The following is a 17,204-nucleotide window of genomic DNA, read 5'->3' as shown; positions in this document are numbered from 1 at the left end:
CACTGATCATCTCCGGCCAGGCCGAAGACAGCTCGCGCCTGTACACCGAGATCAACAAGTTGATCCCGCGTCTGGAGCAGCACATCGAGGAAGTGGAAGGCGTGGTGACCAAAGAAGGTCACTTCACCATCGATGAGAAGACCCGCCAGGTCGAACTCAACGAAGCCGGTCACCAGTTCGTCGAAGACATGCTCACCCAGATCGGCCTGCTGGCCGAAGGCGAAAGCCTGTACTCGGCGCACAACCTGGGCCTGTTGACCCACGTGTATGCCGGTCTGCGCGCGCACAAACTGTTCCATCGCAACGTTGAATACATCGTGCAGGACGGCCAGGTCGTTCTGGTTGATGAACACACCGGTCGTACCATGCCGGGTCGTCGTCTGTCCGAAGGCCTGCACCAGGCCATCGAAGCCAAGGAAGTGCTCAACATCCAGGCTGAAAGCCAGACGTTGGCCTCCACCACGTTCCAGAACTACTTCCGTCTGTACAACAAACTGTCCGGCATGACCGGTACGGCTGACACTGAAGCGTTCGAATTCCACCAGATCTATGGCCTGTCGGTCGTCGTTATCCCGCCGAACAAGCCGCTGGCGCGTAAAGACTTCAACGACCTGGTGTTCCTGACTGCCGAAGAGAAATACGCGGCAATCATCAACGACATCAAGGATGGCATGGCCCAGGGTCGTCCGATCCTGGTGGGTACCGCCACCATCGAAACTTCCGAGCACGTGTCCAACCTGCTCAATAAAGAAGGCATCGAGCACAAGGTCCTCAACGCCAAGTTCCACGAAAAAGAAGCCGAGATCATCGCCCAGGCTGGTCGCCCAGGCGCGCTGACCATCGCCACCAACATGGCCGGTCGTGGTACCGACATCCTGTTGGGCGGTAACTGGGAAGTGGAAGTGGCTTCGCTGGAGGACCCGACTCCAGAGCAGATCGCACAGATCAAGGCGGATTGGCAGAAACGCCACCAGGCCGTGCTGGAGTCCGGTGGCTTGCAGGTAATCGCCTCCGAGCGTCACGAATCGCGCCGTATCGACAACCAGTTGCGTGGTCGTGCTGGTCGTCAGGGTGACGCCGGTTCCAGCCGCTTCTACCTGTCGCTGGAAGACAGCCTGATGCGCATCTTCGCCTCGGACCGCGTGAAGAACTTCATGAAGGCCCTGGGCATGCAGTCCGGTGAAGCGATTGAGCACCGCATGGTGACCAATGCCATCGAGAAGGCACAGCGCAAGGTTGAAGGGCGTAACTTCGATATTCGTAAGCAACTGCTCGAGTTCGATGACGTCAACAACGAGCAGCGTAAAGTGATCTATCACATGCGTAACACGTTGCTGGCCGCCGACAACATTGGCGAGACCATTGCTGACTTCCGTCAGGACGTGCTCAATGCCACCGTCAGCGCTCACATCCCGCCACAATCCCTGCCAGAGCAGTGGGATGTTGCCGGCCTGGAAGCCGCGTTGAAGAACGACTTCGGTGTCGAGTTGCCGGTTCAGCAGTGGTTGGACGAAGACGATCACCTCTACGAAGAGACCCTGCGCGAGAAGCTCATGACCGAGCTGCTGGCTGCGTACAACGAGAAAGAAGAGCAGGCGAGTGCCGAAGCACTGCGCACGTTCGAGAAGCAAATCGTGCTGCGCGTGCTGGACGACCTGTGGAAAGACCACCTGTCGACCATGGACCACCTGCGTCACGGCATCCACCTGCGTGGCTACGCCCAGAAGAACCCGAAGCAGGAGTACAAGCGCGAGTCGTTCACGTTGTTCTCCGAACTGCTGGATTCGATCAAGCGCGATTCGATCCGCGTGCTGTCCCACGTTCAGGTGCGTCGCGAAGACCCGATCGAGGAAGAAGCCCGCCTGCGCCAGGAGGCCGAGGCACTGGCGGCACGCATGCAGTTCCAGCATGACGAGGCGCCAGGTCTGGAAGCCCCTGAAGTACTGGGCGAAGAGATTGATGTGGCGCTGGCTCAAACCCCGGTTCGCAACGACCAGAAGCTGGGTCGCAACGAGCTGTGCTATTGCGGTTCGGGCAAGAAGTTCAAACACTGCCACGGCCAGATCGAATAAGATTTCCGCCTGACGCTGCAACACCCTGCGCCGCGACCGGCCTCTGCCGTCGCGGCGTTTTGCCATTAATTTCGCCGTCGATCATGACGGTACAGACATCACCGATTTTTAAGGAGCGCATTCATGGCTGTTGGTCTTGGTCCTTTGCCCACATTGCACCCGGTTGCCGGTTTTGAACTGGGTATCGCTTCGGCCGGCATCAAGCGCCCGGGGCGCAAGGATGTGGTGGTGATGCGTTGCGCCGAAGGCTCGACCGTCGCCGGGGTATTCACCCTCAATGCGTTCTGTGCCGCGCCGGTGATCCTGGCCAAGCAACGCGTGGCTGGCACCATCCGTTACTTGCTGACCAACACCGGCAATGCCAACGCCGGCACCGGCGAGCCTGGCCTGGTGGCCGCCGCGCGCACCTGCGCCAAGCTGGCCCAGTTGACCGGCGTCGACGCCAGCCAAGTGCTGCCGTACTCCACTGGCGTAATCGGTGAGCCGCTGCCCGTGGAAAAAATCGAAGGCGCACTGCAAGCCGCACTCGATGACCTGTCTGTGGATAACTGGGCGGCAGCGGCTACCGGCATCATGACCACCGACACCCTGCCAAAAGGCGCGAGCCGCCAGTTCGTGCACGGCGGCGTGACCGTCACCGTGACGGGCATCAGTAAGGGCGCGGGCATGATCCGCCCGAACATGGCCACCATGCTCGGTTACATCGCCACCGACGCCAAAGTCTCTCGCGATGTGCTGCACAGCTTGATCCTGGACGGCGCCAACAAGTCGTTCAACCGCATCACCATCGATGGCGATACCTCGACCAACGACTGCTGCATGCTGATCGCCACCGGCCAAGCCAACCTGCCGGAAATCACCGAGGCCAGCGGCCCGCTGTTCGCGGCGTTGAAGCAGGCCGTGTTCGAAGTGTGCATGGACGTGGCCCAGGCCATCGTGCGTGACGGCGAGGGCGCGACCAAGTTTGTGACGGTTGAAGTCAACGGCGGCGGCAACCACCAGGAATGCCTGGATGTCGGTTACACCGTGGCTCACTCGCCACTGATCAAGACCGCATTGTTCGCCTCTGACCCTAACTGGGGCCGTATCCTGGCGGCAGTCGGCCGTGCTGGCGTGCCAGACCTGGACGTGAGCAAGATCGACGTGTTCCTCGGTGATGTGTGCATTGCCAGCCGTGGCGCCCGCGCCGAGACCTACACCGAAGCCCAAGGCTCGGCGGTGATGCAGCAGGAAGAAATCACCATCCGCATCGAGCTGGGTCGCGGCGAGTGCAGCGAAACCATCTGGACCACCGACCTGTCCCACGAATACGTGAAGATCAACGCGGAATACCGTACCTGATCGCAGAGAGGAAAAGCGCGGTGAAACGAGTGCATGTAGCAGCAGCGGTAATCCGCGGTGTCGACGGCAGGATCCTGCTCGCGCGCCGCGCCGATACCCAGCATCAGGGCGGCCTCTGGGAGTTTCCCGGTGGCAAGGTGGAGGCTGATGAGTCGGTCGCCAGTGCGCTGACCCGCGAATTGCAGGAAGAGCTGGGCATCCAGGTCACCACGGCGCGGCCGCTGATCAAGGTGCAGCATGATTACCCGGACAAGCAGGTGTTGCTGGATGTCTGGGAAGTCTCGGCCTTTACCGGCGAACCTCACGGCGCCGAAGGGCAGCCGCTGGAATGGGTTGCCCCTCGGGATCTGCTCAACTATGAGTTCCCGGCAGCCAATGCTCCGATTGTGGCGGCTGCGCGTTTGCCTGCTGAATACCTGATCACCCCTGGCGAGCTGGAAACCCCGACACTGTTGCGCGGTATCCAGCAAGCCATCGCCGGCGGCATCAAGCTGGTTCAGCTGCGCGCACCCAACGGCTACGACCCCAAATACCGCGATCTTGCGGTGGATGCGGTAGGTTTGTGTGCGGGCAAGGCCCAGTTGATGCTCAAGGGACCGTTTGAATGGTTGGGGGACTTTCCTGCAGCCGGCTGGCACATGACGGCGGCGCAACTGCGTAAATACGCGAGCAAAGGCCGGCCACTGCCTAAAGATCGCTGGTTGGCGGCGTCTTGCCACAATGCCGAGGAGTTGGCGCTGGCGGAAATGATGGACGTGGATTTTGTCACGCTGTCGCCAGTGCAGCCGACGCAGACTCATCCTGACGCGCAGCCGTTGGGTTGGGAGCAGGCGGCTGAGTTGATCAGCGGGTTCAGCAAACCGGTATTTCTGTTGGGTGGGGTTGGGCCTGCTGAGCGGGAAAAAGCTTGGGAGGCTGGGGCTCAAGGTGTCGCTGGGATCAGGGCGTTCTGGCCGGAAGTTTGATGGGGTTCTGACGGGCCTCTTCGCGAGCAAGCCCGCTCCCACAGTTGACCGGGTTCCACCTTTGGAATGCAGTCAAATGTGGGAGCGGGCTTGCTCGCGAAGGCGTCAGGTCAGACGCCTCATAATTAATGAGGCTTGGCCGCGGCCTGCCACAACACTTCAGCAACACCCTGACGCTTGGCAATCACCCGCGCCGCCACAAACAACAAATCCGATAGCCGATTGATATACGCCAACCCAACCCCTTCCAACGGCTCTACCGCATTCAAGTGCTGACACCGCCGCTCCGCACTGCGCGCCAGGCTGCGGCATACATGGGCCTGGGCGATCAGCGCTGAGCCACCGGGCAGGATGAAGTTCTCCAGCGGCCCCACGTCCTCATTCCAGCGATCAATCGCAGCTTCCAGCCGGTCCACTTCTGCTGCATTCAACGCCTTGTACTCCGGCATCGCCAACTCGCCCCCCAGATCGAACAACCGATGCTGGCAAGGGCTCAGCACCTCGATCACGTCTTGCAGGCCCGGATGCTGTCCGCCCAGTCCTTCGAGATAGGCCAACAGCAACCCGAGCTGACTGTTGAGCGAGTCGACTTCGCCAATCGCCTCTATGCGCGGGTGGTCCTTGGGGACGCGGCGGCCGTCGCCGAGGCCGGTTTCGCCTTTGTCGCCGGTACGGGTGTAGATCTTCGACAGGCGAAAGCCCATGGTCAGTGCTCCAGTTGGTTCAATTCGTAGGGGGCAGTTGGCTGCCGGCCAAGGGTAGGCGCAGGGTGAAGCAGGTGCCTTGGCCGAGGGTGGAGTGCACCTCCATCTGGCCCTTGTGGTTGTTGGTGATGATGAAATACGACACCGACAGCCCAAGCCCGGTGCCCTGGCCGATTTCCTTGGTGGTAAAGAACGGCTCGAAGGTGCGCTTGCGCACGTTCTCGCTCATGCCGATGCCGTTGTCTTCCACCTGGATCTCCGCCCATGGCGGGTTGAGGCGGGTACGCAGGATAATGCGACCCGGCTCGCTACCGTCTGCACGCAGGTGGATGGCCTGGGCGGCATTTTTCAGCAGGTTGAGCAGCACCTGTTCCAACTCGTTGGCGGTGCCCGGAACCGGGCCCAGTTGGGGGTCGAACTGGCGGGTGATCGCCTGGCCCTTGAAGTCAAAGCCGATGGCCAGGTCGAAGTCGTTACCGGCGATTTCCACGGCTTGGTCGATCAGCGCCGGCAAATCGCAAGGCGCCATTTGCCGGTTGCTACGGCGGCTGAAACTGAGCATATGGGTGACTATCTTCGCCGCCCGCGCTCCGGCCTGCTGAATACCATCGAGCAGCTGCGGCACTTCGCGGCCTTCGAGATAGCGGTTGACCGTATCCAGTTCGATGCCAGCCTGTTCAGCGTGCTCCAGGTTCTTGGGCAGGTCGGGAGACAAGCGGCGGCGGATGTTCTGCACGTTATGCAGGATCGCCCCCAGCGGGTTGTTGATCTCATGGGCCATACCAGCGGCCAGGCCACCCACAGACAGCATTTTTTCCGACTGCACCATCATTTCTTCCAGGGACAGGCGCTGGGTGATGTCATCGATACGGATCACCACGCCACGCCCGGCACCGCCCATCAGCGGGTAGAAGGTCAAGGCGTAATGCTTGGGTTCATCGTCCTTGAACCAGGTGACGCGCTCGATGCGCTCCACGGTGTGCTGTTCGACGGCTGCCCTGATCTGCGGCAGGTACGGTTTGAGCGGCTGGAAGGCCAGGTAGATCGGCTGGTTCAGGGCTTCATCCAGGCGCGTGCCGGAGAGGGCGCTGGCCTCCTGGTTCCATTGGGTGACGTAGAGCTGTTCATCCAGGGCGATCAGCGCCGAGGGCATCGAGTCGATGATGCTGTTCAGATAGTTCTGAAACCCGGTGAGCTTTTTCTCGATCTTGCTGCGAACCTGAACTTCCAGTTCGAGCTTGCGATTGGTGTGGCGCGTTTCTTCGGCCAGGCCCTGGGCTTGGTCGTAGGCGGCCTGGGAGTCGTCCCGCGCACGCTTGAGTTGCTGCTCGCGCGCTTCGATACGCGACAGCATGGTGTTGAAGGCTTCGGCCAGGCTGCCGATTTCATCGTGATTGCCACGGCCGGCACGCAGGGCGTAGTTCTCTTCGCGGGTGACTTGGCGCGAGAGTTCTTCCAGTTCGTGGATCGGCCGGGTGATCAGGCGTTTGATCTGGCGGGCAATGACCAGCCACAGCAGCACGCTGAAAATCAGGATGCCCAGGCTGGCCGTGAGCGTGCCGGTATAGAACGCCACCGGCAATTCACTGCTGGCTACCAGCAACAGATGCCCGGACGGTTGGCCCGCACGGGGCAGGGTGATGATCTGATTACTGCGAAACTCGGTGACACGCCAGGCTTCGATATGACGGTAGTGGTCCGGCAGGTGCAGGCGGTCGCCGTGTTGCATCTGCGCCAAGAGATTGCCAGCACCGTCGTACAGGGCGGCGGCACGCAGGGGGGAGTAGCTGGTCAGTTCATTGAGCAGGGCGTCAGCTTTCGCGGGCGACTCAAGGGCCTCGGCGGCGAGCGCGGGGTTGGACACCAGGCGGCCAATGGCCTGCAACGCCTGGGGCGCCATGCTTTCCTGGGAGATCCAGTAGGCGGCGCTGATAAAGGTCAGGTTGGCCACCAGCAAGACGGTGGTCAGCAGCACCAGCAGGGCGGCCAGCAGTTTCTGCCCGACCGGTAGGTTTTCAAGACGCTGGCGCAGCGGCATCAGGGTTTTCCCAGGTAATAGACAGACGGGCAGGGTAGCGCGTGGCTCAGCCGCGGGGCAATCCGCGTGCAAGTAACTGCTCGACCAGGCGTACTTGCAGCTGTTGCAAATGCGGCAGGCTCAACTGATGACGGGTGGCCGCCTGGCAAGCATAGCCCAATAGATAGCTGATTTCGGTGCGTCGGCCGGCAGCCACGTCCTGGAACATGGAGGAGTAATTGGCGGCCGTGGCGTGGATTACCCTTTCTACTTCGTGCTGCAGGTCCTGCGCCGCAGCGGGTTGGCCGCAGCATTCCAGCAGTTCACCCAGTTCGGCGCAAAGGGTGGCGACTTCGCAGTGATGGGCTTGCAGTTCCCCATTGCGGCACTGGTACAGCACCGTCAGTGGGTTGATCGCACAATTGAGTGCCAATTTGCGCCACAGCCGCGTGAGGATATCGGTGCTCCAATCGTGGGGGATGCCGGCAGCGTTCAAATCATCGAGCCAAAGTGGCGGGGTAGGGTGGCTTACATCGCCCAGCCAAGTGTAGCCATGGCCGGCGAACACCACGCGCCAGTCGCCATCGCGAAATGCGCCTTCGGTGCTGGAGGCAAAGATGCAGCGAGCCTGGGGCAGTTGCGCGGCCACTGCGTCTTGGCTGCCAAGGCCGTTCTGCAACAGGATCAGCTCGGCATCGGGTGTCAGCCGATGTTGCAACTGTGCGACAGCGTCTTGGGCGTCGTAGGCTTTGCATGCCACTAGCAGGCGGTGAATCGGTTCGGGGCTGTCGGGTATTTCGCCGATCACCGGGTAGGTGTGTTCGACGCCCTGTTCTACCAGGGTCAGCCCCTTGGCAGCCTGATAACTGGCCAGGCGTGCCTCGTCGCGCAGGATCAACCTTACGGGCACGCCCGCGCGCGCCAGGCGAGTGGCCCAGAGTGTGCCCAGGCTGCCAGCGCCGAGAATATGCCAGGTGGTCGACATCAGTTTGTGCTCCGTAGGGTCGCTCACAGTGAACGGGGCGAAAGAACCGCTATAATGCTCCGGCATTTTAGCTCGGGCGCGCCCCATCTCTACTGAGCCCGCCCCTTATATTGGAGAAATGACATGCCTTCGTTCGACGTGGTATCCGAACTGGACAAACACGAAGTCACCAACGCCGTCGAGAACGCCGTCAAGGAGCTGGATCGCCGCTATGACTTGAAAGGCAAGGGCAGCTTCGAATTCAAGGAAAAGGAACTGACCGTCAACCTGACCGCTGAAGCCGATTTCCAGCTGGAAGCGATGATCGAAATCCTCAAGCTGTCGCTGGTCAAGCGCAAGATCGATGCGCAATGCCTTGAAATCAAGGACGCCTACGCCTCCGGCAAGTTGATGAAGCAGGAAGCCGTGCTCAAGGAAGGCATCGATAAGGAGCTGGCGAAGAAGATCGTGGCCCACGTCAAGGACGCCAAGCTGAAAGTTCAGGCCGCCATCCAGGGTGAGCAGGTGCGTATCACTGGCAAGAAGCGTGACGACCTCCAAGAGGCCATTGCGGCCTTGCGTGCCAAGACGTTCGATATGCCGCTGCAGTTCAATAACTTCCGCGACTGATGGCACATTGGGGAACCAGCGGGCGTTTTTGACGTCCCACGCCCCATAAACCTACGCCTGCTCTTGAGCCCTACGGGGCTCAATTGCATTGGTGGCCACCGAATACGCCGAACATCCGGTAACCAGGAGAATGTAGATGGATTTGAACGCTGAAATGGATCACTTGATCAAGACCTCACAGTCGTGGATCCCGATGATCATGGAATACGGCAGCCGGGTATTGCTCGCTGTCATCACCCTGGCCATTGGTTGGTGGCTGATCAACGTATTTACCCACCGAGTGGGGCGTTTGCTGGCCATCCGTAACGCGGACCTGGCACTGCAGCACTTCGTCACCAGCCTGGCGAACATTGCGCTCAAAGTCATGCTGATTGTCAGCGTCGCCTCAATGATCGGCGTGGCGACCACCTCGTTCGTTGCTGCGATCGGTGCCGCTACCCTGGCCATCGGCCTGGCGTTGCAAGGCAGCCTGGCCAACTTTGCCGGCGGCGTATTGATTCTGTTGTTCCGTCCGTTCCGTATTGGTGACTGGATCGAAGCTCAGGGCACCTCGGGTACCGTCGACAGCATCCAGATCTTCCACACTGTGCTGCGTACCGGCGACAACAAGACGGTAATCGTACCTAACGGCATCCTGTCCAACGGCATCATTACCAATACCAATCGCCAGCCGACTCGAAAGGTGGTGTTTGACGTAGGTGTGGACTATGACGCTGACCTGCAGAAAGCCCGCGAAGTGCTGCTGGAACTGGCGAAAGATCCGCGCGTGCTGGCGGACCCGGAAGCTGTGGCCGTGGTTTCAACCCTGGGTGACAGCTCAATCACTGTGTCCTTGCGCTGCTGGACGAAGACGTCGGATTACTGGGATGTGATGTTCCTGTTCAATGAACTGGCACGTGACCGTTTGAAAGCGGCGGGGATTGATATTCCGTTTCCGCAGCGCGTTATTCGTGTAATGCAGGAAACCGCCGCTAAGTAATGTCGAGCAATAACCGTGGACTTGGCCATTAGGTCAGGTTCAAGGTGCTGGTGTTAATCTAGTTATTCTGGCGCTGAAACATTACAGCCATAAAAAAGCCGCTCCTTTGTTAACAAGGGAGCGGCTTTTTTTGTTTAAGGCCGAAGCCTTAAGTCATCGTTGTAATCAAACCGTCAATTACAAGATGTTCAGCGGGTATTGCGCGATCAGACGCAGTTCGTCGATCGAAGGCGAACCGTAGTAAACGCCATCACCGGAACGGTAGGTCGCTTGACGCAGACGCAGGCTCAGGTCTTTAGCCGGGCCATTCTGAATCACGTACTTGGCTTCGATGTCGCGTTCCCACTCTTTACCGTTCGAGGTGGTGGCGGTGTTTGCGCCGCTACCGGTCACGTAACGAGTCATGAAGCTCAGGCCAGGAATGCCAAAGGTTGCCATGTTGATGTCATAACGAGCCTGGTAGGACTTCTCGCCTTCGGCGTTGAAGTCGGAACGGGCGATGGAGTTGGCCAGGAACACTGTGCCGCCGCCGTCTACGCCATAGCCATAGTCGCCGTCACCGGTAACTTTCTGGGCTGCCAGAGTGAAGGTATGTGCACCAATGGTGTAGGCACCCTGCAAGCTGAACGCGCGGTTGTCGAGCTTAGTGCGCTCTGCGAAAGGCAGGGCACTGTCTTTGGAAGCACGTTGCAGGCCTTCACCTTCGCTCTTGGTGTCGTAGATGTTGAAGTCCAAGGCAAACGACTGATCGTCGCTCAGCGCGTGGGTCCAGTTCAGGTTGCTGTAGTACTTACGGAAGTAATCTTCGGTCTTCGCGTAGTACAGGCTACCGGTGAACTCTGGAGTGAAGGAGTACACACCACCGACAAAGTCGGTTTTGGTCAGGCCCAGGCTGTCATGGTAAGTCTGGTTCTGCGCAACGCTGGAGGTGAAGTGACCGCCTTCCAGCTTCAGGCCCTTGATCTCGCTGCTGGTGATCGAGATACCTTGTGGCAGCTCTGGCAGCAAGCGGCTGTCGTCAGAGGCGAACACAGGTGCTGTGGTGTACTGGTCACCGATTTTCAGGACCGTATCAGAGATACGGAACTTAACGGCGCCACCGCCTTTGGAGTAATCGTCTTGCGAGCGACCGTCGGAACCGGTTGGGAACAGACCGGTACCAGCGCGACCCTTGCCGCTGTCAAGCTTGACACCCAGCAGGCCAATCACGTCAACACCGACACCGATGGTGCCTTGGGTGAAGCCCGACTGGTACAGGGCGTTGAAGCCAAGACCGGACTCTTCGGCACGGCTCTGAGAGCCCGGGCCCGACGGGTTGTTACGGAAGTCGCGACTGAAGTACAGAGCGCGGGTATTAATGCTGAAAGTGCTGTCTTCAACAAAGCCTTTGGAATCGCTTTGGGCGGACGCCATTGCGAACTGCGTAGTGCCTGCTGAAACAGCCAGGGCGATCATGCTCCACTTCATCACGCGCATCGTGATTTGCTCCTTTGGTTTTAGGAAGAGTACTGCCGTCCCACCTGTATTTTTGTCTGGGCGGCTCTTTCTTTTTGTGTCGGCGCAAAGTTATATCACGCTGACATTGTTGGCGATACTTGCCCCACTTTCCTTTCAGCTTCTTTACGAGCTGGTCGTAAATTGCTAGATCCATGTCGCAATTTCACAGCCTCACTGTAACGAGACTGACAACTTCAATGCTGTTTCCAAACCATTAAAAGAGCGTAGAAAACGTACTTTAAAGTTTGAAATCTTCCCTGGTGCACATTGAACCGCTGTTGTTTTTCATCGCGAAACACCTGGGTCCCTTTAGGTGCCGTTGCCGACGATAGAGGTATGAATGCAACAAGCGCGCCCAAACCGTAAACCGAATGTCATTTTTTCGTGAAAAACGTTGCAGCTTCGTGAAAACCGCATAAGCACGGGGTTTTTAAGCCGATTGGTTTGAGCGTGATGCCCATGCTCCTTAGCTGTCCGCGGGTGCATAAATCCTCAACCTTGCAAAAACGTTACCCGTTCACCCCATTCAGTGGGTAGACGGAGGCTCGCTTTGAGGCATGAGTGGGTCATTTTGGTGCAATAACCCTCATGGCTCGGTTTGCCGTGATAGCTCAATGCCTGTATTTGTTGAGGCCTCTGTACCGAGGGTCTCGTCGCAATGGTTCGACCAGCATCTGGCCAATCGCTGAAGTATTGGTCATTGAGCGTAGTCGAAATAATCGACTGTCTCGAAATGGTGCGCTTTTTTTTGCCATGCGTTGCCAATGCGCATAGGGCGCCGCGTGAAGCGGTACCGATTCGCAGGTATGCTATCGGCCTTGAACCTGTCCTGCCGAACGGAGTGCCTGCGGTGTTCGCTTTAGATCAACGCCTTCAACAAGACACGCTGGTGATGGGGGATTTCCCCCTCTGTCGCCTGCTGCTGTCTAATGACTCGAACTACCCTTGGTTCATCCTGGTGCCGCGTATCAACGGTATCAGCGAAGTGTTTCAGCTGGATGTCACCGACCAGCAGCGGTTATGGCAAGAAACCACCGCCTTGGCGCAATTGCTGAATGAAGGCCTTGCGGCTGACAAGATGAATATCGGCGCACTGGGCAACGTCGTCAGTCAGTTGCACGTGCACGTGATCGTGCGCAAGCGCGACGATGCCGCCTGGCCGGCGCCGGTGTGGGGCAAGCATCCGGCTCAGCCTTATACCGATGAGCAAGTGGCAGCCATCCGCGCTCGCCTGCGTGAGCTGCTACCCGCCGACTTCATCTTTACCCAGGGCTGAATTATGGATTTGCAAGACCGTGTTACCGACCTGGAAAGCCGCCTGGCCTTCCAGGATGACACCATCGAGACCCTGAACGACATTCTCGTCACGCAGCAACGTGCGGTAGAGCGCCTGCAGTTGCAGATGACCGCGCTGCTCAAGCGCCAGGAAGAGATGGGCGGCCAATTCGAGACCTCCGAAGAAGAAGCGCCGCCGCCTCACTATTGATAGCCGCGCATAAAAAAACCGCGATTCAGCAATGCTGGCTCGCGGTTTTTTTTGCTGCGAAGGCGGGTATCAGCGACGCGGCAGTGCAGCGATCACGTCTTCGGCTTGCAGGCCTTTGTCGCGATTCATGACGGAGAACTCCACGCGCTGGCCTTCCACCAGGACGCGATGGCCTTCGCCGCGAATGGCCCGGAAGTGGACGAAGATATCGTCGCCCGAATCACGGGAAATAAAGCCGAAGCCTTTGGACGTGTTGAACCACTTGACGGTACCGGTATCCCGATTGGTCATGTCGTAGGTTTGCGACGAGGCCGCAGGAGACGAACGGTAGAAGCTGATGGCCAGGTGAAGAACGATGGCGACCACAGCAATCACCAGGCTGAGCAGGATGGCCGGGTGGCCGCCGACTTCAGGCATGGGTGCCAGGAGGGTGAGGGTTTGTACGACAACGGTCAGCACCAGCAGCGCGCTGACCAGGTTTTGCAGTTGATGACGTGTGCCTTTGTTCCAGTAAGGGATCACAGGTGCCAGCGTCAGGTTAAGAAGGCCGAACAAGGCCAGGTACAGAGCGTCGTGTTGTTCCAGGTAGGGAGGGCTTCCCTGTTGCAAGCTCGGTATAAAGGACAGCAGCAAAGCTGCAACGCCCGTTAGCAGGTGGACGATTTTCAACATTTTGATTAACTCACGTTAAGACGGATCACGAGGAAGAGCTGACTGGCACGGTTCGCTTCTGAACAATGGGAGGCGTTGGGCACGTGCGCGGGTATCAGCCTATGTCGGTGCCGCAGAAAGTAACGGCGACGACACGCCGCCTATTTAACAGCAAAGGCTGTGCCTACTCAAATCAAGCATTTCGGGGTGTTGCAAGGAGGGCGGCATTTCTGCGTCAAACGCTTGTCCTAGACACGTGCAGGCTTTTTAAACGGCAGGTAGAGATATTTCCCACATGGCTCGAAGGCTGCGGCTGCGCTGTCTGACACGTTACACCGGGGCGAATTGCCGCGGCGGGCTGCGCATCACCGGCACTCTTGCTAGAGTGGTCCTGCACCTGATCAATGAATGCTGGTCAACTGAAGGGGATAAACATGGCAATCGATATCGGTATCAGTGAAGAAGATCGTAAATCCATCGTCGATGGGCTTTCGCGACTGCTTTCCGATACCTACGTACTGTATCTGAAGACCCACAACTTCCATTGGAACGTCACGGGCCCCATGTTCCGTACGTTGCACCTGATGTTTGAAGAGCAGTACAACGAGTTGGCCCTGGCAGTGGACTCCATTGCCGAGCGTATCCGTGCCCTGGGTTTCCCGGCGCCGGGTGCCTACTCGATCTATGCCCGTCTTTCTTCTATCAAGGAAGAAGAGGGCGTACCCAGTGCCGAAGAGATGATCAAGCAACTGGTGGCCGGTCAGGAAGCCGTCACGCGCACAGCGCGCGGCATCTTCCCATTGCTCGACAAGGTCAGCGATGAGCCCACGGCCGACCTGTTGACCCAGCGTATGCAGGTTCACGAGAAAACCGCGTGGATGCTGCGTTCGCTGCTCGAAAATCAGTAAACACCGACCCTGAGTGGCGCCGTCCTGGCGCCGCTTGCTTGTTTCCGCGCATTTCCTGGCGTTGTCCTACGCCGATCAACTCCCGCGTCTTCTGGCTGCCCGTCGCTCGCTGCTGTTTTATAGGGCCATTGCCCAAGGGGATAGCCCGTGGGCTGCTGTTTGGCAATGGAGTGTCAGGTGTATGTCACGTGGAGTCGGTAATGGAGTGATGGAAACCGGTGGTTTTCATAAGATACAGGTCGACCCTTTTGCAAAAGGGTTCGATATGGGGCTGGCCAAGCCATTGTCCCGGTCGGTGAGGCTCAACGGGTTTTCCACTTGCCTGCGGCTGGAGCAGATCTATTGGAATATCCTCACGGAAATAGCCAGGATCAACGCCTGTTCAGTCAGTGCGTTGCTGTCTTACGTCGATCGGGAAGTGCACTTGCGTTATGGCGGTGTGAAGAACTTCAGTGGGTTGGTCAGGGTGGTGTGCGTGGTTCACGTCTTGAAAGGGCGTATTGAACCTTCATACTCACCGCAATAGTCACCGGGCACCGGGCACCGGGGCCGGCCCTTGTAGTGAGCGGGCTTGCCCCGCGCTGGGTGGCGAAGCCACCCCAATAAGGACACCGCGAGTTCCAGGATACGCCTAGGCCGCCTGGTTTGGGGCGGCTACGCCACCCAGCGCGGGGCAAGCCCGCTCACTACGGGTTGTCCGCTGAAGTGAGTTTGGCCCAGGGCAGAAAGCCGGCTGCGCTGCCTCGATTTACCAGATATAATCCCGCGCTTTGCTACGCGTGCTGCGAACCCGCAGGGCAGGCGTGGCGCAGTAACGATCTGATCGCCGAGACATCTCCATGCCCATGTACGACTATCAATGCGCTTCCTGTGGTCATCAGTTGGAAGCCATTCAGAAGATCAGCGCCGCGCCGTTGGTCGATTGCCCGGCCTGCCAGGCTCCGGAGCTCAAGAAGATGTTGTCCATGCCGGGCTTCCGCTTGAGCGGCAGCGGCTGGTACGAGACCGACTTCAAGACCGGCTCGAAGAAGAACCTGGCCGGCGGCGACAAAGCAGACTGAGTTGAACTCTACGCGCAGGCTCCTGCATTATCCGTCCCCTGCTTTAATGTACGGTGACGAGGCGGGCCTCCACCGAATTTCGAATTACGAGAAGTGAAACCACTACCATGATGCGCAGCCACTATTGCGGCCAACTGAACGAGACCCTGGAAGGTCAGGAAATCACCCTTTGCGGATGGGTTCACCGTCGCCGCGACCACGGCGGGGTCATCTTCCTCGATATCCGTGATCGTGATGGTCTGGCCCAAGTGGTGTTCGACCCGGACCGCGCCGAGAGCTTCGCCGCCGCCGACCGCGTGCGCAGCGAATACGTTGTGAAGATCACCGGCAAGGTTCGCCTGCGTCCGGCTGGCGCTGTGAACAAGAACATGGCGTCCGGCGGCATCGAAGTGCTGGGCTACGAGCTGGAAGTGCTGAACGAGTCGGAAACCCCGCCGTTCCCACTCAACGAATACTCCGACGTGGGCGAAGAAACCCGCCTGCGCTACCGCTTCTTGGACCTGCGCCGTCCGGAAATGGCCGAGAAGCTGCGCCTGCGTTCGCGCATGACCACCAGCATCCGCCGCTTCCTCGACGAAAACGGCTTCCTCGACGTCGAAACGCCGATCCTGACCCGGGCCACCCCGGAAGGTGCGCGTGACTACCTGGTGCCGAGCCGTACTCACGCCGGCAGCTTCTTCGCCTTGCCGCAGTCGCCGCAGCTGTTCAAGCAACTGCTGATGGTGGCCGGCTTCGACCGTTACTACCAGATCGCCAAGTGCTTCCGCGACGAAGACCTGCGCGCCGACCGCCAGCCGGAATTCACCCAGATCGACATCGAGACCAGTTTCCTCGATGAAAAAGAGATCATGGGCATCACCGAACAAATGATCCGCAACCTGTTCAAGGAAGTGCTGGACCTGGAGTTCGGCGAATTCCCGCACATGACCTTTGAAGAAGCCATGCGCCGCTACGGTTCCGACAAGCCAGACCTGCGTAACCCGCTGGAACTGGTGGACGTGGCCGACCAGCTCAAGGAAGTCGACTTCAAGGTGTTCAGCGGCCCGGCCAACGACCCTAAATGCCGCATCGCCGCCTTGCGCGTGCCTGGCGGCGCGAGCATGCCGCGCAAGCAGATCGACGACTACACCAAGTTCGTCGGCATCTACGGTGCCAAGGGCCTGGCGTACATCAAGGTCAACGAGCGCGCCAATGGCGTTGAGGGTCTGCAATCGCCGATCGTCAAGAACATCCCGCTGGACAACCTGAACGCGATCCTTGATCGCGTCGGTGCGGTCGATGGCGACATCGTGTTCTTCGGCGCCGACAAATCCAAGATCGTCAGCGAAGCCTTGGGCGCACTGCGCATCAAGCTGGGCCACGACCTCGACCTGCTGACCTGCAAGTGGGCACCGATGTGGGTTGTCGACTTCCCGATGTTCGAAGAGAACGACGACGGCAGCTTCAGCGCCTTGCACCACCCGTTCACCGCGCCGAAGTGCTCCCCGGCTGAGCTGGAAGCCAACCCGGCTGGCGCTCTGTCCCGCGCCTACGACATGGTGCTCAACGGCACCGAGCTGGGTGGCGGTTCGATCCGTATCCACCGCAAAGAGATGCAGCAAGCGGTCTTCCGCCTGTTGGGTATCAACGAAGCAGAACAGGAAGAGAAGTTTGGCTTCCTGCTCGACGCCCTGAAATACGGCGCACCGCCGCACGGTGGCCTGGCTTTCGGCCTGGACCGCCTGGTGATGCTGATGACTGGCGCCCAGTCGATCCGTGAAGTGATCGCCTTCCCGAAAACCCAGAGTGCTGCGGACGTCATGACCCAGGCTCCAGGTGTGGTGGATGCCAAGGCATTGCGCGAACTGCACATTCGTCTGCGCGAGACGCCGAAGGCTGAGTAAGGCCGCTGCGTGAAAGCGCACTGAGGTTTACGCAGTCTAAAAAGGC

General features: G+C 59.2%; 16 protein-coding genes. 11 read left to right on the top strand and 5 right to left on the bottom strand.

The features are described from left to right. The 3 genes from secA to AB4O35_RS28605 all read left to right on the top strand — a co-directional run. Positions 1–2,072: preprotein translocase subunit SecA (secA, locus tag AB4O35_RS28615; RefSeq protein WP_460149429.1), on the top strand; the 2,072-nt coding region annotated here is incomplete at its 5' end. 123 nt (positions 2,073–2,195) lie between these two features. Continuing rightward, on the top strand, positions 2,196–3,413 hold the full coding sequence (gene argJ / locus AB4O35_RS28610) for a bifunctional glutamate N-acetyltransferase/amino-acid acetyltransferase ArgJ (protein ID WP_065873604.1): 1,218 nt from the start codon (positions 2,196–2,198) through the stop codon (positions 3,411–3,413). Between the two features lie 20 nt (positions 3,414–3,433). Next, the gene (locus AB4O35_RS28605; RefSeq protein ID WP_065945851.1) at positions 3,434–4,378 is read left to right on the top strand and encodes a Nudix family hydrolase; all 945 of its coding nucleotides are present in this window, start codon (positions 3,434–3,436) and stop codon (positions 4,376–4,378) included. A 125-nt stretch (positions 4,379–4,503) separates the two neighbouring features. On the opposite strand, the gene AB4O35_RS28600 is transcribed toward AB4O35_RS28605, so the two are convergent. The 3 genes from AB4O35_RS28600 to AB4O35_RS28590 are packed head-to-tail and all read right to left on the bottom strand — an operon-like array spanning position 4,504 to position 8,084. Further along, the gene (locus AB4O35_RS28600) at positions 4,504–5,082 is read right to left on the bottom strand and encodes a cob(I)yrinic acid a,c-diamide adenosyltransferase (protein ID WP_065873602.1); all 579 of its coding nucleotides are present in this window, start codon (positions 5,080–5,082) and stop codon (positions 4,504–4,506) included. Positions 5,083–5,101: 19 nt separating this feature from the next. Continuing rightward, positions 5,102–7,120 carry a sensor histidine kinase gene (locus tag AB4O35_RS28595; RefSeq protein WP_065880993.1) on the bottom strand — a complete coding sequence of 673 codons (2,019 nt, stop codon included), beginning with the start codon at positions 7,118–7,120 and terminating at the stop codon, positions 5,102–5,104. Between the two features lie 46 nt (positions 7,121–7,166). After that, entirely contained in the window at positions 7,167–8,084 is a 918-nt protein-coding gene (locus AB4O35_RS28590; RefSeq protein ID WP_065873600.1) for a putative 2-dehydropantoate 2-reductase, read from the bottom strand. Positions 8,085–8,207: 123 nt separating this feature from the next. On the opposite strand from AB4O35_RS28590, the gene AB4O35_RS28585 reads away from it, so the two are divergent. Both AB4O35_RS28585 and AB4O35_RS28580 read left to right on the top strand, forming a co-directional pair. Beyond that, the gene (locus AB4O35_RS28585; protein WP_003209785.1) at positions 8,208–8,693 is read left to right on the top strand and encodes a YajQ family cyclic di-GMP-binding protein; all 486 of its coding nucleotides are present in this window, start codon (positions 8,208–8,210) and stop codon (positions 8,691–8,693) included. A gap of 136 nt (positions 8,694–8,829) precedes the next feature. Continuing rightward, a complete protein-coding gene (locus AB4O35_RS28580; RefSeq protein ID WP_049711744.1) occupies positions 8,830–9,672 on the top strand; it encodes a mechanosensitive ion channel family protein in 843 nt (280 codons plus the stop codon). Positions 9,673–9,849: 177 nt separating this feature from the next. Here AB4O35_RS28580 and AB4O35_RS28575 read toward each other — a convergent pair whose 3' ends face one another. After that, positions 9,850–11,148 carry an OprD family porin gene (locus AB4O35_RS28575; RefSeq protein ID WP_065873599.1) on the bottom strand — a complete coding sequence of 433 codons (1,299 nt, stop codon included), beginning with the start codon at positions 11,146–11,148 and terminating at the stop codon, positions 9,850–9,852. A gap of 871 nt (positions 11,149–12,019) precedes the next feature. Between AB4O35_RS28575 and AB4O35_RS28570 the strand changes: the two genes are divergently transcribed. Next, entirely contained in the window at positions 12,020–12,445 is a 426-nt protein-coding gene (locus AB4O35_RS28570) for an HIT domain-containing protein (protein ID WP_065945881.1), read from the top strand. A gap of 3 nt (positions 12,446–12,448) precedes the next feature. Beyond that, on the top strand, positions 12,449–12,655 hold the full coding sequence (locus AB4O35_RS28565; protein ID WP_015885618.1) for a SlyX family protein: 207 nt from the start codon (positions 12,449–12,451) through the stop codon (positions 12,653–12,655). Between the two features lie 69 nt (positions 12,656–12,724). Here the strand turns inward: AB4O35_RS28565 and AB4O35_RS28560 are convergent, their stop codons facing one another. Next, positions 12,725–13,327, bottom strand: coding sequence for a cold-shock protein (locus AB4O35_RS28560; RefSeq protein WP_025854767.1), 603 nt, complete (start codon positions 13,325–13,327; stop codon positions 12,725–12,727). Between the two features lie 413 nt (positions 13,328–13,740). On the opposite strand from AB4O35_RS28560, the gene AB4O35_RS28555 reads away from it, so the two are divergent. From AB4O35_RS28555 to aspS, 4 genes are all read left to right on the top strand, one after another. Beyond that, positions 13,741–14,214: a Dps family protein gene (locus tag AB4O35_RS28555; protein WP_003193874.1), complete on the top strand. Its 474-nt coding sequence runs from the start codon at positions 13,741–13,743 to the stop codon at positions 14,212–14,214. 181 nt (positions 14,215–14,395) lie between these two features. Continuing rightward, on the top strand, positions 14,396–14,740 hold the full coding sequence (locus AB4O35_RS28550) for a ribbon-helix-helix domain-containing protein (RefSeq protein ID WP_065945852.1): 345 nt from the start codon (positions 14,396–14,398) through the stop codon (positions 14,738–14,740). A gap of 313 nt (positions 14,741–15,053) precedes the next feature. Beyond that, entirely contained in the window at positions 15,054–15,275 is a 222-nt protein-coding gene (locus AB4O35_RS28545; RefSeq protein WP_010208103.1) for an FmdB family zinc ribbon protein, read from the top strand. A 107-nt stretch (positions 15,276–15,382) separates the two neighbouring features. Beyond that, positions 15,383–17,158: an aspartate--tRNA ligase gene (aspS, locus tag AB4O35_RS28540; protein WP_065945853.1), complete on the top strand. Its 1,776-nt coding sequence runs from the start codon at positions 15,383–15,385 to the stop codon at positions 17,156–17,158. Positions 17,159–17,204 lie beyond the last annotated feature (46 nt).

Source organism: Pseudomonas sp. H1_A03 (genome assembly GCF_054685145.1).
The sequence above is the reverse complement of the archived record's forward strand: the minus strand, read 5'-3'. Positions and strand labels throughout refer to the sequence as shown.

Coding starts and splice junctions, on each gene's coding strand:
- argJ (WP_065873604.1), top strand. CDS start 2,196: ATGGCTGTTGGTCTTGGTCCTTTGCCCACATTGCACCCGGTTGCCGGT.
- AB4O35_RS28600 (WP_065873602.1), bottom strand. CDS start 5,082: ATGGGCTTTCGCCTGTCGAAGATCTACACCCGTACCGGCGACAAAGGC.
- AB4O35_RS28595 (WP_065880993.1), bottom strand. CDS start 7,120: ATGCCGCTGCGCCAGCGTCTTGAAAACCTACCGGTCGGGCAGAAACTG.
- AB4O35_RS28590 (WP_065873600.1), bottom strand. CDS start 8,084: ATGTCGACCACCTGGCATATTCTCGGCGCTGGCAGCCTGGGCACACTC.
- AB4O35_RS28585 (WP_003209785.1), top strand. CDS start 8,208: ATGCCTTCGTTCGACGTGGTATCCGAACTGGACAAACACGAAGTCACC.
- AB4O35_RS28580 (WP_049711744.1), top strand. CDS start 8,830: ATGGATTTGAACGCTGAAATGGATCACTTGATCAAGACCTCACAGTCG.
- AB4O35_RS28575 (WP_065873599.1), bottom strand. CDS start 11,148: ATGCGCGTGATGAAGTGGAGCATGATCGCCCTGGCTGTTTCAGCAGGC.
- AB4O35_RS28565 (WP_015885618.1), top strand. CDS start 12,449: ATGGATTTGCAAGACCGTGTTACCGACCTGGAAAGCCGCCTGGCCTTC.
- AB4O35_RS28560 (WP_025854767.1), bottom strand. CDS start 13,327: ATGTTGAAAATCGTCCACCTGCTAACGGGCGTTGCAGCTTTGCTGCTG.
- AB4O35_RS28555 (WP_003193874.1), top strand. CDS start 13,741: ATGGCAATCGATATCGGTATCAGTGAAGAAGATCGTAAATCCATCGTC.
- AB4O35_RS28550 (WP_065945852.1), top strand. CDS start 14,396: ATGTCACGTGGAGTCGGTAATGGAGTGATGGAAACCGGTGGTTTTCAT.
- AB4O35_RS28545 (WP_010208103.1), top strand. CDS start 15,054: ATGCCCATGTACGACTATCAATGCGCTTCCTGTGGTCATCAGTTGGAA.
- aspS (WP_065945853.1), top strand. CDS start 15,383: ATGATGCGCAGCCACTATTGCGGCCAACTGAACGAGACCCTGGAAGGT.